Source organism: Janibacter sp. CoH_79_TC_3, from assembly GCF_058197955.1.
In genome coordinates, this window is sequence record NZ_JBXWIV010000004.1 from 140419 (window position 1) to 164610 (window position 24192).

The following is a 24192-nucleotide window of genomic DNA, read 5'->3' on the forward strand; positions in this document are numbered from 1 at the left end:
AGCAGCCACTGCAAAGTGTGCTGCTTTTTTCTGCCTACTTTTTATCTTTATTATCTCTGCCAACTGTCTGTGTTGCCTATCTCTTAAAGCTCGGTAGCAGTTTTGCAAAATTAAGCCTTTAATACTTTGCAAAAACTGCCCTTGTGCTAAAGTCAGCCTATCTTTTTTTAATCTATATTTTTACATAATATAGTTATCTTTATTAATTGTGGTTACCTTTAAATTCTTACCGTAAATAGTTGCTGTTTTTTAAAAATAGCATTTAACAGTAATGGTTTTAATGGTAATGGCTATTAAAAACCAATAGGACTGTCTTTGTGAAATTCCCTATATTAAAATTTGCCAGTTTAATTAGTGCCATATTATTGACCTCCACTGCTTGTGCGCAGCCAAGTACTACTGACGCTATCAAAAAAAACAGCAGTCAAGCACCGCAAACTATTGAAACTATTCAAAACACCCAAGCTACTGGCAGCATCAGCAAAGCGGTCGATAGTCAATTACGTCAACTGCTGAGCCAAGCCGGTATCAAAACCCAAATCACCTCTATCGTAGTATCTAAACTGCCCAATATGTATCAGGTTAATTTGGCAGGACAGCCGCCGCTGCATATTACCGAAGATGGCAAATATGTCATCCAAGGCGAGCTACAAAAGAATCCAAGCAAACGCGTAGTAACCAAGACGCCTGTGCGTAGTAGCAGTGCACAAGTTGGCAAATCCGTTAGCGCCAGTGTCAAATCTGACATCCTAGCTAATATGAGTGCGCTAAAAAACATGAGTGCTAAAACACCGTTTTTCTATACTGCGGTGCCGGGTGTCATTTGGGGTGCAATGCTGGAAGGCGTGCCTTTTTTATTGTCAGATGATGGGCAATATATTACCGACGGCGAGATATCAGTGATTGAAAACGGTCAGTTTATCGGGCTTGATGGCAACTTTGAACGCCTTAAAAACCAATCGGTATTTGCAACTTTGGATAAAAGCCAGCTGATTAATTACCCCGCAACTGGCACTGAAAAAGCAATTATTTATGTCGCCACCGATGTTAATTGCCCTTATTGCCGCCGCTTACATCAACAACTGCCCATGCTCAATGCAAAGGGCGTGACGGTCAAAACCATTGGCTATCCGATCTATGAAGAGTCGCCTGAGCAAATGCGCGCTATCTGGTGTCAGGGCAATGAAGACAGCCGTCGCAAGGCATTAGATAAAGCCATGCTACAAGGTAAAATGACGCCTGAGCCAGCAAGTTGTAAGGTAAACCATATAACGCCCAATCGCGAAAAAGCGGCAGGACTTGCGGTGATGGCAACGCCGGCTATTTACCGTGAAGATGGTGTGCTTTTTCAAGCAAGCTTTGAGAGCCCTGAGTTTTTAGAGTTCTTGGGCGTGGAGTAAGTTGTTAAGTATGCTATAGCATGGAATACAATCAATAAAAAACCACCATAAAAAAACCACCGCATGAACATATTCATGCGGTGGTTTTTATTACGCTTAACGATTGATTCTAGCTAATTTATTGTGGCAACGTTTATTATGGCAACGTCTATTGCGGCAAAATGATATCGACGATTCTCCAATTTATCAAACCATCTCGCTGCATTTTGATCGTGAGCGGGTAGCCTTTAACCTGACCGCTAATGTTAAAGCAATTAATACCGCAATAGCTTAGTTTTGGCTTATCGCTATCTGTTCCTTGCGCCGCTTGTTGTTCAAGTTCTGCCGCTTGTTTATCCATAATTTGCTGCATTTGATTTTTAACCACGGCATTGATATCGCCGCGCTGAATAATTAGGCTTTGAATCAAGTTCTTTAAATCGACTTGATTACTGGCGATTGCCCATGCAGCGGCAAGCTCTTTGGTCGCGGTGTTGGCTTGACCTTGGGTATTAATCAGTTTTTCGATATTTTGCGGCGTAATCGCACCATCGACTGCTTGGATGATAAAACCGTTGGCCGCTTCGGTTAATGGCGCGCCGCCAAGTTCGGCAACCAATGGGTATTTGGTCATGGTCACTGCAAACTGGCTGGTCAGCTGATTTTGGATACTGGGGCGCACTTGCTCATAATCAATCGCCGCTGCGATAGTCGCACCATCTTTGTCGTCGTAGGCATTTTTAAGCTGATAGGCGCTGTAGTAAGGCGAGCCGCCATAGATTGCGATGGCAATCACTATCAATAAAACAATCAGCTTTTTCATAAAAATTGCTACCTTATTGCAAACCTAGTGGCTAAAAATCTCAAAAATAGGATTTAAAACCCTATCAATATGGCGCTAAATACTAGCATGGTCAGCATTTATAAAGGTATAAAAACCTTTATTGAATTCTTAATAAAACCTTTTTTAAGTGCTTAAACGTCATATGTGAGAATTTTGACCGCCAAGCGCTTGATAAATCATATTGCCATCTCCATAAATAGCGCAAACTTTTAATAATTGATTTGGCTAAGCAGCATCCCGCCGTACTCGCTTGTAAGATTCATAAATCATCCTTTTTGCCTGCGCCTATTTCGCTGTGTTTCATGTGAAACCTTTTAATGCGAATATAAGTAGCAGTATAAGTAGGATGATTGACTCGGGTTGATGAATCGACCGACCGGTGGACTGTGAAGACGATAGGAGAGCCCATGAGTAAGCGCGATTTTTATGAGATATTAGGTGTCAGTAAGACTGTAGACACCAAAGAAATCAAGCGAGCTTACCGCAAGCTTGCTATGAAATACCATCCGGACCGTAACTCTGATGACCCTGATGCCGAAGAGAAGTTCAAAGAAGCGTCGATGGCTTATGAGGTATTGAGTAACGAAGAAAAACGCTCAGCTTATGACCGTATGGGTCATGCTGCCTTTGAGAACGGCATGGGCGGCGGCGGTTTCGGCGGCGGTGGTGGTAATTTCCAAGATATATTTGGCGATATTTTCGGCAACTTTGGCGATATATTTGGTCAGTCGCGTGGCGGCGGTGGACGTTCGCGCCGTGGCTCAGATTTGCGTTATGTGATTGAGCTGACCCTAGAAGAAGCGGTGCGCGGCTGTAAAAAAGAAATCAGCTTTACCGCTCCTGCGCCTTGCGATACCTGTGATGGTAAAGGCGCAAAAAATGCTTCTGATATCGTGACTTGTCAGATGTGCCATGGTCAGGGTCAAGTGCGTATGCAGCAAGGCTTTTTTGCCGTGCAGCAAGCGTGTCCACAGTGTGGCGGCTCTGGTAAACAGATTAAAAATCCTTGTCCTGATTGTCATGGTAATGGCGTCAAAGACAAATCGCGCACGCTTGAAGTATCTATTCCAGCAGGCGTCGATGATGGTGACCGCGTACGCCTCGCAGGTGAAGGTGAAGCGGGCGGTACCGGTGTACAAAACGGCGATTTGTATGTCGAAGTACGCGTAAAACCGCACGATGTCTTTACCCGTCAAGGTGCCGATCTCTACATGGATGTACCAGTGAGCATTACTGATGCGGCGCTCGGTAAAGAAGTTGAAATCCCAACCTTGGATGGCAAAGTCAAAATCAAGGTTGCCGAAGGTACGCAAAGTGGTAAGTTGCTGCGTGTACGCGGTAAAGGGGTGACACCAGTACGCACGACCATGAAAGGTGATTTAATTTGCCGTGTGGTCATCGAGACGCCAGTGAACCTGACGCGCGAGCAAAAAGACTTGTTACGTCAATTCCAAGATACACTTGATGGTGATAGCAAGCATCAGCAGTCACCTCATAAAAAGTCATTCTTTAAGAAGATTGGCGATTTATTTGACTAAGACTGCTTATGATTGACTGATTTTATCGAGATAAGTATATTAACTAGCCCAAAAGTTTCATGTGAAACCTTTGGGCTTTTTATCGGCTGTATAAAAAGCCACGTATGCAGCGATATTTGCTAAACTTATGATAAATATTATGCAAAAACTCTCTTATTAAAAATAAAATATTTAGGATAAAGATATGAGTCAGCAAGAAAATAAAAAAACCATTAACGTTGGTGTTATCGGTGCTGGTGGGCGTATGGGGCGCATGCTTATCGAAGCCGTACAGGACAACCCGCAAACAACGCTGAACGCCGCGATTGAACGTCAAGGTTCAAGCCTTATTGGTGCCGATGCTGGCGAAGTTGCAGCGATTGGTCGTTTAGATGTGCAGATTGTCGATGATTTAAAAGCAGTGATTAATGACATCGATGTGCTGATTGATTTTAGCTTACCTGATGCCACTGAACAAAATATGCAAATCTGCGCAGCAAATAATGTTGCGATGGTTATCGGTACAACAGGCTTTAATGAGCAGCAAGAGCAAGTGTTAAAAGAAGCAAGTAAGCAAATCGCTATCGTCTATGCGGGTAATTATTCAACAGGCGTTAATCTGTCATTAAAATTACTAGCGATGGCAGCAAAAGCCTTTGGCACTGAAGCTGATGTAGAAGTCATCGAAGCCCATCATAAGCATAAAATCGATGCCCCATCGGGTACGGCTTATATGATGGCAGAAGCCGTCGCAGAAGCGCGCGGACAGAACCTAAAAGACGTTGCTGTTTATGGCCGCGAAGGGCAAACTGGCGAGCGTGAAGTCGGCAGCATTGGTATTCATGCGATACGTGGTGGTGAAATCATCGGTGATCATACGGTGATGTTTATTGCAGATGGTGAAGTGGTTGAAATTACTCACCGTGCGCGTGCACGCATGACTTTCGCAGCTGGTGCGGTACGTGCAGCAACTTGGGTTATTAAGCAAGAAGTTGGACAATATAATATGCAGGATGTTTTAGGCTTAAATGACTAAGGCTTAAGGAAATAAGTTTTAAATAATTAGGTTTTAAACGAGCAATATTTAAATTTTTAAGGTTTTTTGCTTATGGTTTGGTAGCTGCTGATTATGGCTTTTGATAGCGTTTACCTATTGCTAGAGGTCGATTATGAATAAGTTTAGCGAAAATCTGATAGCGAGTTTTGGTCGCACGGTGGCTATACTTAATACTATTAAAAATATAAAAACTGCCAGAAGCATAAGTTATGCGCGTCCGATAGCATTTGCACTAAGTTTGACCGTAGTGCCAATAGCCGTAAAAGCCGCTGCTTATCAAACCTATGTGATTCATACTTATGGTGGTGAGAGCTTATTACCAGAGGTTCGTCAGCAGTTAAGCGCCAGTCGCGACGGCGGCACAGTATCGGTTTATCAAGATAAGCTCGTGTTGCATACCACTGCCGCTAATTATCGAAAAGTACAACAATTACTTAGCCAAATTGACGGTCAACCTCAGGCGTTGACCGTTGCTGTGCGTGTCGGTAATAGTAGTCAATCCCAAGGTAATAGCCAGCAAGGTCAGGTTATTATTAGCAATCGCGGTATTCAAGGTGCAGGGATGATTAACCAGCGTAATAGCCAGCAGCAAGGTAATAATCTATATCAAGTGCAAACCCTGTCTGGTAGCGCGGCAAGTATTAGCACCGGCACGCTTTATTCACTAAGCCAAACCTATATTGCTAATAGTTATCCGACCTATAATCGGCCGTCTGGACAAATTATTATTCAGCAGCAAGTATTATTACCAACGACGCAAGGCATTGCTGTAACGCCAAAGTTATTGCCAAACGGGCAGGTCGAAGTACGACTAACCCAAGTAGAAGAGCAGCTCGTGCGCGCTAATCCTTCTTATAATCGCTACGGCTATACTAATAACAGTAGCGTGCAAGAGCAAAGATTGAATAGCACCATTGTCGTACCACGCGGACAGTGGGTCAATATTGGACAAATTTCACAAAACAATCAAACCCAGAGCTCAGGTTATGGCAGTAATCAAACGGTCAATAGTAGCAATAGTGTGCCTATTTCATTATTGGTACAGTAGCTAGCATCTATTAACGCCACCTCACTGAATATATTAAAATAGACATAAAAAAACGCGCCACTGCTTATCACAGTACCGCGCTTTTTTATTTATATTGATTGTTCAAAAATTAATCAATATAAATCACTTCTAACGGCGGAAAACCATTGAACTCAATGGACGAATACGAGTTGGTATAAGCGCCCGTGGTGAGCCAAAAGATTTTATCGCCAATTTCTAACTCTTCTGGCAACTGATAACCGGCTTCTTCATACATGATATCGGTTGAGTCACAAGTTGGCCCTGCCAATACGACCGTACCTTCGCTTGTCGACGTTTCCATTTTAGGCGTATAGACAGGATATTTGATGGCTTCACCCAAGGTCTCGATTAGGCCTTGGAATAAGCCCACATCGGTATATACCCAGCGCGTTAAATCTGTATCTGATTTACGCGAAATAAGTACCACATCGCTGACCAATACACCGGAGCCACCAACCAATGAACGACCTGGCTCAAGAATAATCTCCGGCATTTCATCTTCATTATAGTCATCGGTCAGATAACGGTTAATCTCTTCCGCATAAACTTTGACCGGATTGACTTCGCTGATATAGTTCGCCGGAAAGCCGCCACCCAAATTAATCATTTGCAGCTTAATATCTTCTTCGTTCTTCATCCAGTCAAACATGTATTTGACCTTGGCGAGCGCGTCATCCCAAGCAGCTACGTCTTTTTGCTGGCTACCGACGTGGAACGAGATACCATAAGGTACTAAGCCCAATTCGCGCGCTTGAATCAACAAGTCAATCGCCATATTTGGATGGCAACCAAATTTGCGTGATAGCGGCCATTCGGCGGTTTCAGAGCCTTGTACTAAAATACGCACAAATATTCTTGAACCAGGGGCGTATTTGGCGATATTTTTTAAATCAGCTTCTGAGTCGGTGGCATATAAATCGATGCCTTTTTCAAAGGCATATTTGACATGCTGCGCTTTTTTAATAGTATTGCCATAAGAAATACGCGATGGCTCAACGCCGCAATCAAGCACACGATCTAGCTCATAGATTGAGGCACAGTCAAAGTTTGAACCAAGCTCAGCAAGCAAGTTAATCACTTCAACCGCTGGGCTTGCCTTCATTGCATAATGAATTTTTGCCTTCGGGAAAAAACCGACCATTTCTTCATATTTAGTTTTAATACGGCTCAGGTCGACGACCAAAAATGGGGTTTCGCGACCTTCGGCAGCTTTGGTGAATTTCTGCCAGCCGGCAGGGTCAAAATATTGGTCAATTTTGATCATGGTCATGGTAGGAAACCTTTAATGAAGACACTAGATGTCAGAGAGTGAAAATGTTGGAGAGTATAAAGCCAATACCATCGTCGTTATAAAACCATCATCATAATTATTGCTGCTTATATCGTACTTATTGCCGCGGCTAAAGTTAAGCGGCAAGCATACATTCTTAACGAACGATATTTCTTACTAATAATTAAATGATGAAAAATACGGCTTAAAAAATAAATGAATGAATGAATCAGTTAAGAGTTGGTAGTTTGCGGCTGTTTATCGTGTATCTCTTCGCCTTGTTTCTCACGTATTTTAAGGACTTTACGTACTTTATCACGTGCACGCGTTTGCTTGAGACGCGATAAATAATCGACGAAAATGACGCCGTTTAAATGATCCATTTCATGTTGGATACAAACAGCAAGTAAACCTTCTACCTCTTCATCAATCTTGTTGCCATTATCGTCCAAGGCTTCGATACGCACTTTATTTGGACGCTCAACCTTATCATAGACTTCAGGTACCGATAAACAACCCTCTTCGTACGGCTGCTTTTCTTCTACCAACGGCGTGACCTTAGGATTAATAAAAACCCTTGGGCTATCTTTATCTTCCGATAAATCCATGACGATAAGCTGGATATGGCGATCAACTTGGCTCGCTGCTAACCCAATACCTTGGGCATCATACATGGTCTCAATCATATCGGCGATTAAGGTTTTGATTTCAGCCGTGACTTCCTTGACAGGCTTAGCAATCGTGCGTAAGCGCGGGTCGGGATAGCTTAAAATAGGGAGTAACGCCATAAGGCTCACCTCAATGATAAAGATAAAGTAGGTCTGATATTATAAGATAAATGGGGACAAAAGTAATGCTTATCAATACATGAGGTTCTTTATCCTTATTTAATAACATAAGCAAAACCTATGATTAATAATTAAGACAGAAAAATGGTATCAATAAAAAAAGCCTTGCATTGAGCAAGACCTTTTTATATTTCTTTAATTAGATTAAACGCTATGAGTGGTATGCATTAATTACATACGGCGTTTACTCATAATCATCTCATAGATAAATAGTAAGATAATCGCACCGATTACTGAGAATATTAGACCAGTAAAGCCGCCATCAGCATTGATACCGATTAAGCCTGCGACAAAACCACCTAGCATCGCACCAACGATACCCAAAACGATGGTCATAATCCAACCCATAGGGTCGTTACCCGGCTTAATAGCACGAGCCAATAAACCTGCGACCAAACCTACGATAATCATCCAAATAAAGCTCATTGTTATTCTCCTAATAGGGTTTAATTTATGCTGTTACTTATAATATGTTACTTATTTTGATGGATTCATTGTAATCATTCCTTACTAAAAAAAGTAAGGACGAAATGTTATCTGTGTACGGGCTGTGTGAGGAAAAAGCCATATTTGCTATCAAGCAGAGGAGATAGGTAAACGGTAGGTTACAAAGGTAGTAAAGTCGCTAACGCCATGGCTAATTGAGAAGATAAAATTTGAAAATTTAAGAAAAGTAATTTAGCGCATAAAAATAACGGCTGATTTGGATATGCGTTTGACTGTTAGCTTGACTGTTAGCTTGGCTGTAGGTTTGACTGTTAGCTTGGCTATAAATTTGACTGAGAAAAAACGCCCATAAAAAAGCGTGGTTCGTTTAACGGAACCACGCTTTTAAGATAGAAATACTTCAATGTTTTTAGTTTTTTAGCAGCATTTTATTGGTTACGCAGCGCAGTTAATAGACGCTGATGAATCCCTTCAAAGCCGCCATTCGACATAATGACAATAGCATCGCCAGATTTGGCATAGGTAATAATATGTTCAATAATCGCCTCGGTACTAGAGAGTACCTGCTGACTTGCGATATTCGGGTTTTTAGCCTTGGCATTATCGATGACGTCCTTTAGACCCCATTCAAGTCCTGTTGGCTCATACCATAAAGTATGGTCGGCAAGGGCAGCGGACTCAGCCAAGCTGTCTTGATGAATACCCATTTTCATGGTGTTGCTGCGCGGCTCAATAATCGCCCAAATGCGTCTGTTCGCCAGTTTCTTCTTGGCACCATCTAAGGTGGTGGCAATGGCGGTCGGATGATGAGCAAAATCATCAAATACCAAGATGTCATTTACATCGCCAATCAGCTCCATACGGCGTTTAATACCAGCAAAGGCTGATAAGGCAGCGCAGGCGGTTTTGACATCTACACCAACGTCATAAGCGGCGGCGATAGCAACCAAGGCATTATTGACGTTATGAATGCCGCTCATTGACCAATCGACGACGCCTGTTGCTTCTTTATCAGCAGTATCCGCGACAAAACTGACGTTAAATTGACCGCCATCAGCACTGATAAGCTCAGCCTGCCAGTCGCTATTATTTTTTAACGTTTTGTCTTCTATGTGGGTATTATCTGTCAACGAATCTAGAACAGCAGTTCGCCAAATCGGTGTCCAAACGCCTTTTGCCAAGGTATCTTCTAAACTAATGGTCGCCGCTGGCATGATGATTTTACCGGTGCTTGGAATCATGCGTACCATATGATGAAACTGGGTTTGGATAGCGTTTAGGTCAGCGAAGATATCGGCATGGTCAAATTCAAGGTTATTTAAAATTGCAGTACGTGGACGGTAATGAACGAACTTTGAGCGCTTATCAAAAAACGCCGAATCGTATTCATCAGCCTCAATAACGAAGTAACCCGCTTTTTCTACATCGCCATCAACGGTTTTTTCAGCACCCAAGTAGCTGCTATGGGCAAAGACTTGCTGTAAGTGCGCATCAGTGGTATCGACCAATGGCACACCGCCAATCAAAAACCCTGTATCAATACCGGCATAATGTAGTATCCAAGCAAGCATGGTTGTCGTGGTGGTTTTACCATGCGTACCAGCCACAGCGATGACATGGCGAGATTGCAGCACTTGTTCAGATAAAAATTGTGGCCCCGAAGTATAGCGTAGACCGCTATCTAGCATATACTCGATGACATCCATACCGCGTTTCATCGCATTACCGACCACCACCAAATCAGGCGTCGGCTGCAAATGTTCTACCAAATAACCTTCGGCAATCGTCACGCCCGCATTTTCAAGTTGGGTCGACATCGGTGGATAGACATTGGCGTCCGAGCCTGTAACCGTATGCCCAAGCGCGCGCGCGAGTAACGCCAGCGAGCCCATAAAAGTACCACAAATACCAAGAATATGAATATGCATAGACGTTCCATACAAGCTTGAAAAAGGGAATTGAGCTTGAATGTCAGGCAACACATATTAGTGCAGCAGACAGTTCGGTAGACAGCTCAATAGACAAGGGCTTATTGTAAAGTAAACACCATAAGATGACCAATAAAAAACGCCCAGTAAGTAGGCGTTATGTAGAAACTCGATTTAGATGATTGGTTTGGCTTATTTGCGCAAAAACCTGTTTACTTGTCTGCTTAGCGACGCGACAGAGTATAGTCATCATTAGGATTTTTATCGGCATCCATCATAATCAAATGATTGTCTCTAATTTGATAGGTTTCGATATTTTTCTTCTCGTAGACAATGGTAATTTTATTGTCATCTTGGCGATAAACCCCAGATTCTAGCAAAGGTGGATTGGATGGCTCTGCATCATTAAAAACACTGGTTTTTAGCACCGAGCCATCAGCGAATAAATTTAAAGTAATATCGATATTGTCGCAAGAGGCGCATGGCACAATACCGCCATAATCCCCCATCAACGTTGCTTGCAAAGTACTATCGCTATTCACTGTAGAAATCATCGGTGAGCTGCGCGTATTGTCTTTTGCATTGGCCGCTGCAATAAGTGACTGACCTTCTTTGCCATTTGCCTCATTGACTACATCGCTACTATCATTCTCTTGAGCAGCATCACTTTGCCCATCAATCTGCTCTAGACTATTTATCGGTGCAGTTTGCGTTGTTTTATTATTAGAAGAGGATGCGCTGTCACAGCTCATCAGCAATAGACAAAGTGGTACTGCTAACAATGGGCGCGTACAGCGTCTGATAGCGGTAACCGCAAAACAGCAAGTAGGCGAGAAATTCATCATAGTATTACCAAAAACAGTTTTTTAAATAGTGTATCTAAACCTTGCCAGTAGGAAAACTGACTGAGGCATTGGTAAAATAAAAATAGTCAAAGACTAAATAGGACAAGCTTAACGGCAATAAGTAAAACGCGCGACCCTGACTTCGTTAAATTATGTGATAACTGTAAATGAGCTAATCAATCACATCGTATATAAGCATTAAAAACACTGTCTATATGCGATTAATGGGCTATGGAATCTATCGTTATTCCAATAGGGTAGATAAATCTTATAGAGATATCAAAGCGTAAAAGTGACTAAGGAGGTTTGTGGGTAGTGATGATAGGGTGAAAATATCAAATAAATAGCTTTTATAGGCTATAAAACTAAAATAACCGTCAGTGCAATTAAGCATGACGGTTATAAGTGCTGGTTAATAATGACGCGCAATTAAAGAAGTTAGGAAATGATTAACAGCCGTTAGAAAAATTGTTTATAAAGATAATCTAGCGAGCAGGGCGCATGATACGCCATAAAATCAGCAAATGCACCACTATCAGAATGCTAAATAAAATCAAAGATTGTTCAGGGATACTCAAACCCATAAATCTCCACGCAACAGATGCGCATTCGCCAGAACCAGCGAATACCTCTTTTAAGACTTGCTGCATCGGCAAGGTATCAAGCCAATAATCTAAGCCGGGACCACATGATGGCACTTGGTCAGCAGGCAAATGTTGTAGCCATACATGACGACCTGCGACTACAGCCGCCCAACCGATACCTGCTAAGCTCCCAAGCCATAATAGCAAACGCACCACCATTGATTTTGGATTAAACAGCGCTGCGATTAAAGCAAAGCCGCCCATAATCATCAGACCAATACGCTGAAAAATACACAGCGGGCAAGGCGAAAATCCCATATAACGCTGTAAGAAAAATAGCGCAAAACTCATGCCTATCACGGTCATTATTACTAAAAACACTTGCAGATTACGGTAAGTGGTCAGCTGTCGCATGGGGCGAATACTCTTATAAAGTGCTTATTGATAAAGGTTAAAATTGATAAATAGTGAAATTAATAAACAATTAGCGGTATTGATGTAAAAAATCCATAAAGTCTTCGGTTTCAGCTGCTTCAAGCTCAGCTTGCTGCAAGATAGATTTTTCGGCAAGTACTTCATATTTGGCTTGGGTATTCGGGCTCAAAGTCTGCTGTAGTATCGACTCACGATGCTGCTGTGCTAAAGTAAAGCCAAGCTGCCATAAGCTGCCTAAACGCTTACTATCTGAGTTAACTTGCGCCGAGATAGTCGACTCAGAATGTCCCGCTTTACCTTGCATCAAGGCAACCGCCGTCCGATATTCATTGCCACCATAGTGTGCATCAAGTAGCTCTGCCAGTGGCTGCATACGGCTTAGGTGGGTGAGCATCCAGCTTTCAAGGGTTTGCTCGTCACCATTATTAATAATTTGCAAGTTCTCACGGCGACCTTCGTTGACCACGCGCTCCAAATTAACAGCCAACGCTTCTTCTTCTGCTGGCATTAGCTCTGGCGAATCACTAAGCAAACAATACAATGCCATCACTTCTAAAAAGCAGGCGCTAGATAAGCGAATGCCAATATCGCTATACGGGTCGAGGTCGATAGCGCGAAACTCAACGTAAGCAATACCGCGACGCTCAAGCGCCTCGGTTGGACTCTCGCCACTTTCAGCAATTTGTTTTGGACGGATAGGGCTATAGTACTCGTTTTCTATTTGTAGAATATGATCATTGATTTGAATCGGATTGCCTTCTGCATCGTTTAAGCCCAGCTTTTGAAAACTTTCGTGCGGGGTTTGAATCGCACGGCGTAGCCCTTTGACATACTCGGGTAGATTGTTATAACGGATATCAAGGTGTTCTTGCACGCTATTGGTATAGCCAAGCTTACCCATGCGTAGGCTGGTTGCAGTCGGTTTATAGTAGGTTGAGTCATTAAGCAGCTCAAGGTCGTGCTCGATACCTGACACAAAGCATGGGCAGACACTGGGACTGGCACCTAATAAATACAGCAACAAACTGGTCAGACGTTTAAAGTTACGAATAAGAGCCAAGTACTTGTCGTTTTTAAATTCTGTTAGGGTCAAATCTTGTGCGCTTGGTGTTTGCGCTTGCCATGCACTAAATAAGTCATCACCAAAGGACAGGTTATAATGTAAACCTGCAATGGTCTGCATCCGGCGACCATAACGGATACCGAGTCCACTGCGATATAAGGTTTTTAGCTTACCGGTATTAGAGCTGCCATAATCTGCTAGCGGAATATCTTCATCATTGGAGGATAGCATGCACGGCATTGATAATGGCCACATCAGCTCGCCTTCAGGCATACCTTGGTAAACCAATAAATGCAGCTGACGCAGCATGGTCAACGTTTCTTTCGGTGAAGTCTTGGGATCAGTGATAAGTTCAAGCAAGCTTTCTGAATAGTCAGTGGTAATAAACGGGTGCGTTAGCTTAGAGCCAAGCTTGGCTGGATGCGGGGTTTGTGCCAAAAACCCGTCAGGTTTAACACGTAGGCCTTCTTTTTCGATACCACGCAGCATGCCGCTTAAATGCTTGCTATCAAACCAGTTTGGAATTTCAAAATCGACAAAGCTGCTCGCAAAATTACTCATAATAGTCATCTGTTGTTATTAGTTATGGTCAGTCGCAACACGATTGCTGTACGACTGCAAAAAGGGGTGAGATATTCACGTCAGTTTAGCCCAAAGCTACCCTAAAAACCACGCACAATTACAAATACAGTAAGCTTCGGTTGTGGTTAAACTACGGTTGTTTCTTGGATAAAAGATAAAATAAAATTTTGCAATCAGCGCATCTTAAGTAAAAAAAGCACCTACTTATCAAGTAGATGCTTTAAATTCATTATTTCATGTAAATGAGTCAATGCTTTAAATAAAAAACAGGCTTATGAAAATTCTAATTCAGTCTCGAAACCTTTTAGAATATGACGTGCCATGGCAAGGTTTGATTTTTGACGGTCAAGTACAAGGTATAAAAATAAGTTGTCATTACGTACCAATGGGCGTAACAAATGATACTGCTTACTCAAGGTAATAAGAATGTCTTCGATGTTCTCATTTAAACCTAACGCTTCTGCTACTTTGCGCTTAGAGCGCAGCACTTCAGTGTTACCAGCGGCAGCCAGTTCAAGATCGATGCCAGAGCCAAGAGTGGCCATTGCTAGACCAGATTCGCTGTCTACTAACGCTGCTGCGATAAAGCCGTCAATGTCGTTTAATGCATCAAGTGATAACTTAGCCATGAGGGTGTGCCTTAATTATTTGGGATAGGAGTGGGATTGTTTTGCCGTCATTAGCCTTTGATAGCAAAATCCTTTAATAAAAAATCTTCTAACAAAAATCTTTTAATAAAAGGCTCGCAAGCAGTGGCTTTGCAAAAAATCTTTTAAGGATTAGCTAAAATATGGGATTGATTAGTTTAGCTACTCAAAAGAAGGCGCTATTTAAGCATATCCCCATAAAAAAACAATCGTAAACCGATTAAAGCCACTTTTTACCCGATTATCGGTTAAAAACGACCTTTTCAGTTTACGATTGTGTACTTAACTTTATCCCAACAGCACTATGTTGCTCGACTAGGTTGCTTCTAAAATGACGTAACTCTCTCGACCTGCTTAAAGAGAAAACGATGAACCGCAGCCGCAAGTAGTGGTGGCATTTGGGTTGGTGACGATAAAGCGCGCGCCCTCTAAGCCTTCGGTATAGTCAACCGTAGAACCTTGCAGATACTGATAGCTTAGCGAATCGACGACTAAGGTCACATCCTCATTATCAAAATTGGCATCGTCTTCATTGAGCTCATTGGCAAAGTTAAAGCCATAAGAGAAGCCTGAACAGCCGCCACCCGTCACGTAGACACGCAGCATCAAGTTGCTGTCACCTTCTTCTTCACGCAGGCGACGTACTTTTTTCGCCGCACTGTCAGTTAAGTTCAGCGCGGTTGGGTCAACGGGCTGACTTGAGCTTGGGTTAAATTGGTTGGCTGATTCGTTCATATCTACCTCAGTTGCTAAAATCAAATGATTTGTTTTTTATTTCTGCGAGGTCGTCTATTTATACTGGATAGGGCGACTGATGAGTAGCGGCTAATAAAGCATAGGCTACGGTAAAATATTTATATTTGGTCAAGGCATCTAGATGCTGATGTTGAGCGCTCATTTTTGCATTGCGACGTTTTTGCATTGTGGCATAGCGATTTGATGAATGGCAATGCTGCCGACGCTTAAATTTAGGCACTTAACTGCATGATGTCAATAGTGTTTTACTAGTATATCATAATTGGGGTATTGATTGATTTGTCAAGGGTGACAGCAGCGTTTGCAACGAGATAGCAGTTTTAAATAACAAATTTTTAAATCGTTCACGCTCCAGCATGATAACGAGCGGTTTTGAGCAGTATAAAGGTTTGAATTTAAAATAGTTATTTAATCGTTTGCCTATGCGGCAAGCGTTTGAAATAATAGCCGCCTGTAAACATGCCAGACGTGTGTTTTTATTGCCTTAAGTTTTATATTATTGTTGAGATGAAGAAATTATATGATCGAATTTAAAGACGTTGGTGTTCGCCGTGATGGTCGTGAGTTGTTTGCAGGGGCAAGCTTCCAGCTACATCCGGGCCATAAAGTTGGCTTGACGGGCAATAACGGCACCGGTAAATCAACCTTGTTTGCCTTATTACTGACGCGCATGGGCACCGGCGATACCGAAGTGACGCTTGATAAGGGCGAAATCAGTATTCCTGATAGCTGGCATGTGGCGCATATGGCGCAAGAAGTTGGCGCGACCACACAGACCGCTATTGACTATGTGCTAAGTGGTGATGAGCAGTGGTACGAGATTAATGCGGCGTTAAATGATTTAAGCAGTGTCAGTGACGATCAGATTGGCGTATTACATCAGCAGTTTGATGAGATTGATGGTTATCGTACGCCGACCAAAGCGGCACAAATTATGGCGGGTCTTGGTTTTAATACCAGCCAGCATGAACTTCCAGTGGAAGGGTTTTCAGGTGGTTGGCGTATGCGCTTAAACCTTGCTAAGACCTTGATGAGCCGTGCAGACTTGATGCTACTTGATGAGCCAACCAACCATTTGGATTTGGATGCCATTCTTTGGCTTGAGACGTGGATTAATGCCTTTACCGGTTTGGTCATCGTTATCTCGCATGATCAAACGTTTTTGGACAATACCGTCGGTCATATCTTGCACGTTGAGCAGCAAAAAATCACCCTTTATACCGGTAACTATCAGCAGTTTATTCGTACCCGTCATGAACGTATGGCGCAGCAGCAGCAAGCATTTGAGAAGCAAGAAGCGACCAAAGCGCATTTAGACGACTTTATTCGTCGCTTCCGTGCCAAAGCCAGTAAAGCAAAGCAAGCGCAGAGCCGTATCAAGCAGCTTGAGCGCATGGCAGAGTTGTCACCGATGATGGCGGACAACCCGTTCTCTTTCCGCTTCTATGAGCCAGCGAATATGAGCTCGCCATTGATTGAGCTGACCGATGCAGATATTGGCTATAGCGACACGCCGCTCCTTTATAATGCCAATGTGCAAGTGACTCCTGATACGCGTATCGGACTACTTGGGATGAATGGCGCTGGTAAATCGACATTGATTAAAGCCTTGGTCGGTGAGCTTGGTGTATTAAAGGGTAGCTATAACGTTTCAGATACTTTAAAGCTTGGCTACTTTAACCAGCATCAAATGGATATCCTTGATCCTAAGGCAACCCCGATAGAGATGTTACGCCGCTTAGCAGGCAAAACGTCTGATGCGATGTTACGCTCGTTTTTAGGTAGCTTTGATTTCCGTGGTGACCGTATAGATACCATAAGCGAGCTATTCTCCGGTGGCGAGCGTGCGCGCTTAACGCTAGCGTTGATTGTTTGGCAACGTCCGAACGTGCTGGTACTCGATGAGCCAACCAACCATTTGGACTTACAAATGCGTCAGGCTTTGACCATCGCTTTGCAAGGATTTGAAGGGGCAGTGGTACTGGTATCGCATGACCGCGAGCTGATTGCCAACGTCTGTGATGAGCTGTTTTTGGTTCATGACGGTATAATCGAAGAATTCGATGGCGACATCAGCGACTATGGTAAATGGCTGGCTGAAAAACGTAAGCAAGAAAATACGCCCGATAAAAGCAATAGTAAGAAAAAGAGCAAAAAGGAAAGCAAGAAGTTTGTTTCACGTGAAACTAATGATAGTCAGGCCAATCAGCAAGTGGGCAATAACGAGTCTCAACCTGCGCTTAGTAAAGATGCGCAGCGCAAATTAGCCGCTGAACAACGTAAATTAACTGCGCCTATTCGCCGCAATATTGAGAATACAGAAAAAGCGTTGGCTGATATTGACAAGAAGTTATCGACTCTTGAGACAAAGCTTGCAGATACTGAGCTTTATGAAGAAAGCCGTAAAGCTGATTTAATGAAATTACTGAATGAGCAAACGGCGCTACAGCAGCAGCATAGCGATAATGAAGAAAAGTTATTGCTGGCGATGACGACCTTAGAAGAAATGGAAGCCAGTGTAGGCTAGCACTACAAGACGCTTATCTCTTAGTTTTAATAAAAACTAAGAGATAAAATCTAGTCATAAAAAAGGGAAGGCTTAAGCCTTCCCTTTTTAGTATTTTATGTGCTTATTGCATACGATATTTACCATCACCATAAGAGAGTATCTTCATGGTAGTCGTACAAAGTTCGCAGTTTATTTGACCAGCAGCAGCTTTTGATAAATCCAGAATACGACCTTTAATAAAGGGTCCTCTATCTGTGATTTTTACAATCACGCTCTGCATTGTCTTTTTGTTGGTTACTTCTACTTTGGTCCCAAATGGTAACGTTTTATGCGCAGCGGTCAGAGAATTCATATTGAATATGCTGCCACTTGCGGTACGTTTGCCATGGAACTTACTACCATAGTAACTGGTATTGCCGGCAAAAACGGTGGTACTGAGCAGCAGCGATAAAGTGATGACTAAAGACTTGATAAAATAAGACATTTAAAACCTGTATGCTATTGATGAGATAGACAGATATTCTTGCCTATGTTATCCATACTCCCTGTGAGTACAAATAATGAAAGTATCTTACAAGAAGGAGCTTGTTATATTATTACAGGCGTGTAAAAGAACTCTTAAGGTCAAAGCGTGCTATTTTTTCTAAAATTTTTAGATTTATCTATCTTAGACAACGATGCTATCTATTTAATTTTATTCATAAAATCCCCATGATGTCCTATATACATAGCCTTTACACTTATACGATGAGTGATGGGTTTAATAGTGGGCGACAGTACTGGTAATATTTATCTAACGGTACGAGCTTTTATTATTGTTATCATGATTACTAGATGATAATGGCAATCTGTTATGTCGCCGTTAAATAAACTTCCCCATCATCTCGTTTACATTGGCATAGCATTTCTTATCAACGTGCTTTTATATTGAGGAAAAATAACATGGCAGAAAAAAATTATTACGACATTTTAGGGGTCAAAAAAGACGCCACAGATGCTGACATTAAAAAGAAATATCGTAAGCTTGTGCGTCAATATCATCCTGACGTCAGTGACGCTCCCGACGCGGATAATAAAATTGCAGAAATCAACAACGCTTATGAAACTATTAGAGACAAAGACAAGCGGGCGGAATACGATGCCATGCTCAACAATCCCTTTGCCGGTCAAGCTGGTGCGGGTGGATTCGGCGGGCAATCAGCGGGCGGACAAGGTGGCTACCGCTGGGAAGATATTAAAGGTCAGTTTGGCGAAGGCGAAGCTTATGGCGATGGCGGTTTTCGCTTCGATGATATTTTTTCCGCCTTTGGTCGCGGGGCAGGTGGACAATCAGCTAGTCAGTCACAGTATGGCGGTTTTGGCGCGCAAGATAGTAAGGGTCAAGACCAGCATGCAGAAATTACGGTTGATTTGGCGTCGGTATATGACGGTGACGATTACAGCATTAAATTAAATGTACCTACGCGTCAAGCCAACGGTAGTGTCGATTACGACAATAAAACGCTGAAAATTAAGATTCCAAAAGGCATCACCGATGGCAAACAAATTCGTCTAGCGGGACAAGGTGCAGCGGGTATTGGCGGTGGTAAAAATGGCGATTTATTTTTAAAGGTGAAGATTCGTCACCCCGATAATATTCGTATTGAAGGCGCTGATGTCTATCAAACCGTTAATATAGCGCCGTGGGAAGCAGCGCTCGGTGAAAAAATCAACGTCAGTACCCCAGCAGGGACGCTTGGCGTGACGATTCCTAAAAACAGTAAATCTGGCAATAATCTGCGTTTAAAAGGTAAGGGCATTCCTGCTAAACAAGCAGGAGATTTATATTTAACCTTAAATATCGTTAACCCTGATATCAGCAGCGAGGCCGCTACCAAAGCTTATGAGCAGCTTAAAGAAGCTTTTGCTGACACCAGTATCAGCCGTTAAACAAGTCGATTAACAAATAGCAAAATGACGTGAAAAAGTAATGACTACAAACCCTGCAATAGAGATAAAGACCATACGATAACGATAAAATAAAAAGCAAACGAGGATAATCATGATGAAACACTCGCCTGAATTTACCGATATTATCTTGAGCTTAGATGAGCTCGTATCTGCCTGTGGTCAAGAACGCCAATGGGTCATCGAATTGATTGAAGAAAATATCATCGAATATGATGTGCCAGAGCGCCAACAATTCACCGGTTATCAATTGACCACTGTGCGCCGTGCCTCACGCCTGAGCCGCGACTTTGAAGCTAGCGTGCCGGCGATTGGTCTGATACTGGAGTTATTAGATGAGGTTGAGCAGCTACGTCAATTTAAGCGCCAGCTCGACATGCAAACACCAGTGATCGAAGTCGATGTCGATCATTTAAAGTAACTGTTTAAAACACTCGTTTGAAGCAAATGTTTAAAGCCGTTATTTAAAACCATTATTTGAAGCCACTATTTAATGCAACTATTTAAAATGACTGTTTAAATTAATGAATCACCTACTATTTAGCACAAAAAAAGGGTCTCTAGTATGAGACCCTTTATTATTTATAGAAAATACTTGAAAACAAGCTGCTTAGTTAAAAATTAACGCGCATATTTTGGATCAGCGGCCGCGGTAAACAAGACGTCTGTAGAAGAGTTTAGTGCGGTCTCTGCCGAGTCTTGTATCACACCGATGATAAAGCCAATCGCCACTACTTGCATGGCAATGTCGTTTGGAATACTAAATAGGCTCGCTGCCAATGGAATCAATAGTAATGAGCCTCCAGCGACACCAGAAGCGCCGCAAGCACTAATCGTTGCTACCAAACTTAGTAGTAACGCTGACGCAAAGGTTACTTCGATACCAAGCGTATGCGCTGCCGCAAGTGTTAAGACGTTAATCGTAATTGCCGCGCCAGCCATATTAATGGTTGCGCCCAGTGGAATGGTGACCGAATAAGTGTCTTCGTGTAGACCTAATTTACGCGCAAGGTTCATATTAACCGGTATATTCGCAGCTGATGAACGGGTAAAAAATGCCGTAATACCTGACTCACGTAAGCAGGTGAATACCAAGGGAAAAGGGTTTTTGCCGGTCTTCACTAAGACAATCATTGGATTGACGACCAAAGCGATAAATATCATACAACCAACCAGTACCATTAAGATGCGCGCATAACCTGCTAGCGCGGCAAAGCCTGTCTCAGCGACCGTATTGGCAACCAAGCCTAAAATACCAAACGGCGCTAGAGCGATTACCCATTTGACCACTTGCGAGATGGCATCAGAAAAATCACCGACTACCGTACGCGCGGTATCGCTGGCTTGACGCAAGGCGAAACCTATAATGATTGCCCAAGCCAAAATACCAATATAATTGGCTTCGGCGATAGCATTGACCGGATTGGCGACCAAATTCATCAGCAAGTTGGTCAATACTTCTTTAAGGTTCGCTGGCGGTACTTGCTCAATGGTGGCGTTGACCAATATCAGATCTGTTGGGAATAAAAAGCTGGCGCCAACTGCCGTTAGGGCGGCTAAAAAAGTGCCGAACATATACATAATCAGTACGGGTTTGACATACACCTCATTGCCACTGCGATGTTGGCTAATGGCTGCCATGACCAAGATAAATACCAGTATCGGCGCGACCGCTTTTAGCGCCCCGACAAATAGCGTCCCTAATAATCCTAACGCAATGCCAACATTTGGTGCCAGCCAGCCAATCAAAACACCTAATATTAAACCGATAATAATGAGCGGCACCAACCCTATACGCTGGTACATCGCAATCAATGAACGCATCTATACACCCTCGACTTAGTCAATAAATATGAGATTTTTTATGAAACCTAAAAGCAATCGAAGGATGGTAGCATTTTTTTAAGAGAAACGCCTATCTTTAACCCATAGCTGCCTAGGCATATAGGGCTAAGAAAAAGTGCGGTATGAGAAAAGTAGAAACGCTTTTTTAGACAAAAATAAAGAGGTTTTATAGCTTAAACCTTGAAGTGTGTCAGCTCATAGCCTAATTGTTGATAAGCTTTATATTTATGCCGCCCTTCTTGCATACTGTTAGGGTCGGGTTTTATGAGCTCAAGTACGCGGCTAGGCTGAGCATTATTGGTCGCCGCCATAAAAGTATTAACGGGATGGATGGTGGTATTTAGGACAATACCTTTAAAATCCGCTGGCATATAGCTGCCCAGTAAAACGGGTGCTAATATTTCATTGTTAACAGGTGCGTCAACAGTCTCATTAACATCATCAGTGTCAGCAATAGTAGCGTCCAGAAGTCGCTGATGCGGTATAAAGCTGACGGCATCTTGTGACCACAATGCCTCATCAAGCGTCGATAGCAACTCATCCTCTTTTTCGATAAGAATCAATAACGACTGAGTGCTTCTATTGAGCGCCGTTTGGGTGAGCTGACAAATAAAGCCCAAGAAATCTTGGGCTTTACTCTCACTTAAAACATAAAAGCTGATGTTCATAAATTCATTTTCATAAATTGTTCTGCATAAATTGGTTTTTCAGCAATAGATTATCTATAACTGATTAAGCCATGTTTGCGCTGTTTTTGAGGTATTGCATAAACAGTGGGACAGGACGACCGGTTGCCGCTTTGTCTTGACCAGAATTCCATGCGGTACCAGCAATATCTAAATGCGCCCATGCTTGACCTTCTTCGACGAAGCGCGATAAGAAGCAAGCAGCAGTCACAGCACCAGCGCCTTTACCACCGATGTTTTGCATATCAGCGATAGGCGAGTCAAGCTGGGCTTGATACTCATCATCCATTGGCATGTGCCATATTAAATCGCCCGATAAGTGACTGGCGTTTTCTAAGTCAAACAAGACATCTTCATCATTACTAAATACCGCTGAGCGTACGTGACCTAAGGCAACCACACAAGCGCCGGTCAACGTTGCTACATCAATAATCGCTTTTGGATTATAACGCTGTACGTAGCATAAAGTATCAGCTAATACCAAACGACCTTCCGCATCAGTATTTAAGATTTCCACTGATTTGCCGTTCATGGCTTTCACGATATCACCGGGGCGCGTAGCATCACCTGATGGCATATTTTCTGCACAAGCAAGGGCGCCAACGATGTTAATCGGTAGACGCGCTTCACACAAAGCTTTAATCGTACCTAGTACAGACGCTGAACCGCCCATATCAAATTTCATCTCATCCATCGCCGCACCGGGCTTGATTGAAATACCGCCTGAATCAAAGGTCACGCCTTTACCGACTAAGACGATCGGCGCGTCATCATTGGCAGCTTGTACATCGTTATCGCTATTTTGTTCAGCGTTTTTAGCGGCTTTTTTGCTAGCAGCTTTGGTTGGTAATTTATCTGCCAAGGCTTTTAGACCGCCTGCGACTTTGGCGCTGTTAGTCATGCCTTTATTAGCATTGGCGCTAAAGTTCGATTTTCCGCGATACTCCATGAGTACCAGCTTGCCTTCTTTAGCAGAACCTTGCGCAACCGCTAAGAAGCAACCCATACCCAGCGCTGACATCTCGTCTTCACCCAATACGGTAACTTTTAATAGATCGGGATAGGTTTTGGCCAATTCTTGTGCTTGTTCAGCCATATAAGCGGGGAAGCAAATGTTACCGGGCTCATTGGCGACGTCACGGGTCAAGCTTTGACCGGCAAAGACCGCTTCGGCAAATGCTAAAGAAGCTTGCAGAGATTTATCAGCCAGTAAATAGATATCAGTTAAAACTGGTGTGGTTTGCTCAGATTTGTACTTATCAAAACGGTAGCTCGCTGCTAGTAAATTCAAAGCAAACTGACCAAAATGATTTTCTTCTAATGCATCACCTAACGCTACAGTAATAGAGTCAACGCGTTTTTGCGTGCTTTGATAAATGGTATTGGCGATTTTTTGTAATACGCTATGACCAAGTTTATCAAGATTACCCACACCGACCAATAACAGCTGTACTGGATTTTCTTTCGTAGTTTTCTTATCACCAGCAAGCGCATAGTCAGCTACTGTTTCACAGGCTTTACCATTAAAATGTGATACTTCAATCAACTGCTCAATGCGGCTTTGATAATCACTTAATTCTGCTTCGGCTAAGATATTTTTCTTATCATCGATGAGCACCACAAGGCAGGCGGCATCTTTACTCTTGGCTTCTTTTTTCAGAATTTTTTGCGTATGCGTCTTTGGCAAGGTTTGGGTTAATTTAATATTCATATAGTTATCCTTATTAGAGTTATGAAATTAGCATGATAAAAATGGCAGGTTTTATTTAAATTGTTTATACCTGTTAAAGCAGTTGTACTGTTTAATAAAATGTTTGGGCTAATTAGCCATCGCAATAGTGTAGCATATTGCGAGGCGAGTGCGCAGTGAGCAAGGCTTGGGTAATATATTTGCACAATTTTGCGATAATTGTTTAAGTAATTGTTTTATGTCT

The 24192-nt window shown here is 42.7% G+C and carries 22 protein-coding genes; 7 read left to right on the forward strand and 15 right to left on the reverse strand.

Going from position 1 to position 24192, the window contains the following annotated elements:
• Nucleotides 1-317 precede the first annotated feature (317 nt).
• A complete protein-coding gene (locus AC2FA3_RS05765; protein ID WP_490508729.1) occupies nucleotides 318-1400 on the forward strand; it encodes a disulfide isomerase DsbC N-terminal domain-containing protein in 1083 nt (360 codons plus the stop codon).
• A gap of 148 nt (nucleotides 1401-1548) precedes the next feature.
• Here AC2FA3_RS05765 and AC2FA3_RS05770 read toward each other — a convergent pair whose 3' ends face one another.
• Nucleotides 1549-2202 (reverse strand): DUF2939 domain-containing protein, encoded by a 654-nt coding sequence (locus AC2FA3_RS05770; RefSeq protein WP_490508730.1) that lies wholly within the window; start codon nucleotides 2200-2202, stop codon nucleotides 1549-1551.
• A 428-nt stretch (nucleotides 2203-2630) separates the two neighbouring features.
• On the opposite strand from AC2FA3_RS05770, the gene dnaJ reads away from it, so the two are divergent.
• From dnaJ to AC2FA3_RS05785, 3 genes are all read left to right on the forward strand, one after another.
• Nucleotides 2631-3761, forward strand: a complete 1131-nt coding sequence (gene dnaJ, locus AC2FA3_RS05775; protein ID WP_490508731.1) for a molecular chaperone DnaJ — start codon at nucleotides 2631-2633, stop codon at nucleotides 3759-3761.
• Nucleotides 3762-3945: 184 nt separating this feature from the next.
• Nucleotides 3946-4776, forward strand: coding sequence for a 4-hydroxy-tetrahydrodipicolinate reductase (gene dapB, locus AC2FA3_RS05780; RefSeq protein ID WP_490508732.1), 831 nt, complete (start codon nucleotides 3946-3948; stop codon nucleotides 4774-4776).
• A 133-nt stretch (nucleotides 4777-4909) separates the two neighbouring features.
• Nucleotides 4910-5845 (forward strand): hypothetical protein, encoded by a 936-nt coding sequence (locus AC2FA3_RS05785; RefSeq protein ID WP_490508733.1) that lies wholly within the window; start codon nucleotides 4910-4912, stop codon nucleotides 5843-5845.
• Between the two features lie 109 nt (nucleotides 5846-5954).
• Here the strand turns inward: AC2FA3_RS05785 and AC2FA3_RS05790 are convergent, their stop codons facing one another.
• The 10 genes from AC2FA3_RS05790 to AC2FA3_RS05835 form a co-directional block, all read right to left on the reverse strand.
• Nucleotides 5955-7136 (reverse strand): type III PLP-dependent enzyme, encoded by a 1182-nt coding sequence (locus tag AC2FA3_RS05790; protein WP_490508734.1) that lies wholly within the window; start codon nucleotides 7134-7136, stop codon nucleotides 5955-5957.
• A 233-nt stretch (nucleotides 7137-7369) separates the two neighbouring features.
• A complete protein-coding gene (def, locus tag AC2FA3_RS05795) occupies nucleotides 7370-7924 on the reverse strand; it encodes a peptide deformylase (protein ID WP_490508735.1) in 555 nt (184 codons plus the stop codon).
• A 231-nt stretch (nucleotides 7925-8155) separates the two neighbouring features.
• Nucleotides 8156-8410, reverse strand: coding sequence for a GlsB/YeaQ/YmgE family stress response membrane protein (locus AC2FA3_RS05800; protein ID WP_490508736.1), 255 nt, complete (start codon nucleotides 8408-8410; stop codon nucleotides 8156-8158).
• A 449-nt stretch (nucleotides 8411-8859) separates the two neighbouring features.
• The gene (gene mpl / locus AC2FA3_RS05805; protein ID WP_490508737.1) at nucleotides 8860-10359 is read right to left on the reverse strand and encodes a UDP-N-acetylmuramate:L-alanyl-gamma-D-glutamyl-meso-diaminopimelate ligase; all 1500 of its coding nucleotides are present in this window, start codon (nucleotides 10357-10359) and stop codon (nucleotides 8860-8862) included.
• Between the two features lie 224 nt (nucleotides 10360-10583).
• Nucleotides 10584-11204, reverse strand: coding sequence for a copper resistance protein NlpE (locus AC2FA3_RS05810; protein ID WP_490508738.1), 621 nt, complete (start codon nucleotides 11202-11204; stop codon nucleotides 10584-10586).
• A gap of 485 nt (nucleotides 11205-11689) precedes the next feature.
• Nucleotides 11690-12202 carry a disulfide bond formation protein B gene (locus tag AC2FA3_RS05815; RefSeq protein ID WP_490508739.1) on the reverse strand — a complete coding sequence of 171 codons (513 nt, stop codon included), beginning with the start codon at nucleotides 12200-12202 and terminating at the stop codon, nucleotides 11690-11692.
• A gap of 70 nt (nucleotides 12203-12272) precedes the next feature.
• Entirely contained in the window at nucleotides 12273-13847 is a 1575-nt protein-coding gene (gshA, locus tag AC2FA3_RS05820; RefSeq protein ID WP_490508740.1) for a glutamate--cysteine ligase, read from the reverse strand.
• Nucleotides 13848-14140: 293 nt separating this feature from the next.
• The gene (locus AC2FA3_RS05825; RefSeq protein WP_201545135.1) at nucleotides 14141-14497 is read right to left on the reverse strand and encodes a roadblock/LC7 domain-containing protein; all 357 of its coding nucleotides are present in this window, start codon (nucleotides 14495-14497) and stop codon (nucleotides 14141-14143) included.
• Nucleotides 14498-14869: 372 nt separating this feature from the next.
• A complete protein-coding gene (gene erpA, locus AC2FA3_RS05830; RefSeq protein WP_490508742.1) occupies nucleotides 14870-15250 on the reverse strand; it encodes an iron-sulfur cluster insertion protein ErpA in 381 nt (126 codons plus the stop codon).
• Between the two features lie 58 nt (nucleotides 15251-15308).
• Nucleotides 15309-15491: a hypothetical protein gene (locus AC2FA3_RS05835; protein ID WP_490508743.1), complete on the reverse strand. Its 183-nt coding sequence runs from the start codon at nucleotides 15489-15491 to the stop codon at nucleotides 15309-15311.
• Nucleotides 15492-15791: 300 nt separating this feature from the next.
• Here AC2FA3_RS05835 and AC2FA3_RS05840 point away from each other — a divergent pair, with 300 nt between their 5' ends.
• Entirely contained in the window at nucleotides 15792-17798 is a 2007-nt protein-coding gene (locus AC2FA3_RS05840; protein WP_490508745.1) for an ATP-binding cassette domain-containing protein, read from the forward strand.
• A gap of 103 nt (nucleotides 17799-17901) precedes the next feature.
• Here the strand turns inward: AC2FA3_RS05840 and AC2FA3_RS05845 are convergent, their stop codons facing one another.
• Nucleotides 17902-18264: a septal ring lytic transglycosylase RlpA family protein gene (locus AC2FA3_RS05845; RefSeq protein ID WP_490508746.1), complete on the reverse strand. Its 363-nt coding sequence runs from the start codon at nucleotides 18262-18264 to the stop codon at nucleotides 17902-17904.
• Between the two features lie 458 nt (nucleotides 18265-18722).
• Here AC2FA3_RS05845 and AC2FA3_RS05850 point away from each other — a divergent pair, with 458 nt between their 5' ends.
• Together AC2FA3_RS05850 and AC2FA3_RS05855 are read left to right on the forward strand one after the other, a co-directional pair.
• Nucleotides 18723-19709, forward strand: a complete 987-nt coding sequence (locus AC2FA3_RS05850) for a DnaJ C-terminal domain-containing protein (protein WP_490508747.1) — start codon at nucleotides 18723-18725, stop codon at nucleotides 19707-19709.
• Nucleotides 19710-19821: 112 nt separating this feature from the next.
• Nucleotides 19822-20148, forward strand: a complete 327-nt coding sequence (locus AC2FA3_RS05855; protein WP_490508748.1) for a chaperone modulator CbpM — start codon at nucleotides 19822-19824, stop codon at nucleotides 20146-20148.
• Nucleotides 20149-20348: 200 nt separating this feature from the next.
• Here the strand turns inward: AC2FA3_RS05855 and sstT are convergent, their stop codons facing one another.
• The 3 genes from sstT to AC2FA3_RS05870 all read right to left on the reverse strand — a co-directional run bounded on the left by sstT (nucleotide 20349) and on the right by AC2FA3_RS05870 (nucleotide 23969).
• Entirely contained in the window at nucleotides 20349-21551 is a 1203-nt protein-coding gene (sstT, locus tag AC2FA3_RS05860) for a serine/threonine transporter SstT (protein WP_490508749.1), read from the reverse strand.
• Nucleotides 21552-21745: 194 nt separating this feature from the next.
• On the reverse strand, nucleotides 21746-22240 hold the full coding sequence (locus AC2FA3_RS05865) for a DNA polymerase III subunit chi (protein WP_490508750.1): 495 nt from the start codon (nucleotides 22238-22240) through the stop codon (nucleotides 21746-21748).
• Nucleotides 22241-22304: 64 nt separating this feature from the next.
• Nucleotides 22305-23969, reverse strand: a complete 1665-nt coding sequence (locus AC2FA3_RS05870) for a leucyl aminopeptidase (RefSeq protein WP_490508751.1) — start codon at nucleotides 23967-23969, stop codon at nucleotides 22305-22307.
• Nucleotides 23970-24192 lie beyond the last annotated feature (223 nt).

Excerpts from the sequence above, each read along its gene's own strand:
- AC2FA3_RS05770 (WP_490508730.1), bottom strand. The coding sequence starts at position 2,202 with ATGAAAAAGCTGATTGTTTTATTGATAGTGATTGCCATCGCAATCTAT.
- dnaJ (WP_490508731.1), top strand. The coding sequence starts at position 2,631 with ATGAGTAAGCGCGATTTTTATGAGATATTAGGTGTCAGTAAGACTGTA.
- dapB (WP_490508732.1), top strand. The coding sequence starts at position 3,946 with ATGAGTCAGCAAGAAAATAAAAAAACCATTAACGTTGGTGTTATCGGT.
- AC2FA3_RS05785 (WP_490508733.1), top strand. The coding sequence starts at position 4,910 with ATGAATAAGTTTAGCGAAAATCTGATAGCGAGTTTTGGTCGCACGGTG.
- AC2FA3_RS05790 (WP_490508734.1), bottom strand. The coding sequence starts at position 7,136 with ATGACCATGATCAAAATTGACCAATATTTTGACCCTGCCGGCTGGCAG.
- def (WP_490508735.1), bottom strand. The coding sequence starts at position 7,924 with ATGGCGTTACTCCCTATTTTAAGCTATCCCGACCCGCGCTTACGCACG.
- AC2FA3_RS05800 (WP_490508736.1), bottom strand. The coding sequence starts at position 8,410 with ATGAGCTTTATTTGGATGATTATCGTAGGTTTGGTCGCAGGTTTATTG.
- mpl (WP_490508737.1), bottom strand. The coding sequence starts at position 10,359 with ATGCATATTCATATTCTTGGTATTTGTGGTACTTTTATGGGCTCGCTG.
- AC2FA3_RS05810 (WP_490508738.1), bottom strand. The coding sequence starts at position 11,204 with ATGATGAATTTCTCGCCTACTTGCTGTTTTGCGGTTACCGCTATCAGA.
- AC2FA3_RS05815 (WP_490508739.1), bottom strand. The coding sequence starts at position 12,202 with ATGCGACAGCTGACCACTTACCGTAATCTGCAAGTGTTTTTAGTAATA.
- gshA (WP_490508740.1), bottom strand. The coding sequence starts at position 13,847 with ATGAGTAATTTTGCGAGCAGCTTTGTCGATTTTGAAATTCCAAACTGG.
- AC2FA3_RS05825 (WP_201545135.1), bottom strand. The coding sequence starts at position 14,497 with ATGGCTAAGTTATCACTTGATGCATTAAACGACATTGACGGCTTTATC.
- erpA (WP_490508742.1), bottom strand. The coding sequence starts at position 15,250 with ATGAACGAATCAGCCAACCAATTTAACCCAAGCTCAAGTCAGCCCGTT.
- AC2FA3_RS05840 (WP_490508745.1), top strand. The coding sequence starts at position 15,792 with ATGATCGAATTTAAAGACGTTGGTGTTCGCCGTGATGGTCGTGAGTTG.
- AC2FA3_RS05845 (WP_490508746.1), bottom strand. The coding sequence starts at position 18,264 with ATGTCTTATTTTATCAAGTCTTTAGTCATCACTTTATCGCTGCTGCTC.
- AC2FA3_RS05850 (WP_490508747.1), top strand. The coding sequence starts at position 18,723 with ATGGCAGAAAAAAATTATTACGACATTTTAGGGGTCAAAAAAGACGCC.
- AC2FA3_RS05855 (WP_490508748.1), top strand. The coding sequence starts at position 19,822 with ATGATGAAACACTCGCCTGAATTTACCGATATTATCTTGAGCTTAGAT.
- sstT (WP_490508749.1), bottom strand. The coding sequence starts at position 21,551 with ATGCGTTCATTGATTGCGATGTACCAGCGTATAGGGTTGGTGCCGCTC.
- AC2FA3_RS05865 (WP_490508750.1), bottom strand. The coding sequence starts at position 22,240 with ATGAACATCAGCTTTTATGTTTTAAGTGAGAGTAAAGCCCAAGATTTC.
- AC2FA3_RS05870 (WP_490508751.1), bottom strand. The coding sequence starts at position 23,969 with ATGAATATTAAATTAACCCAAACCTTGCCAAAGACGCATACGCAAAAA.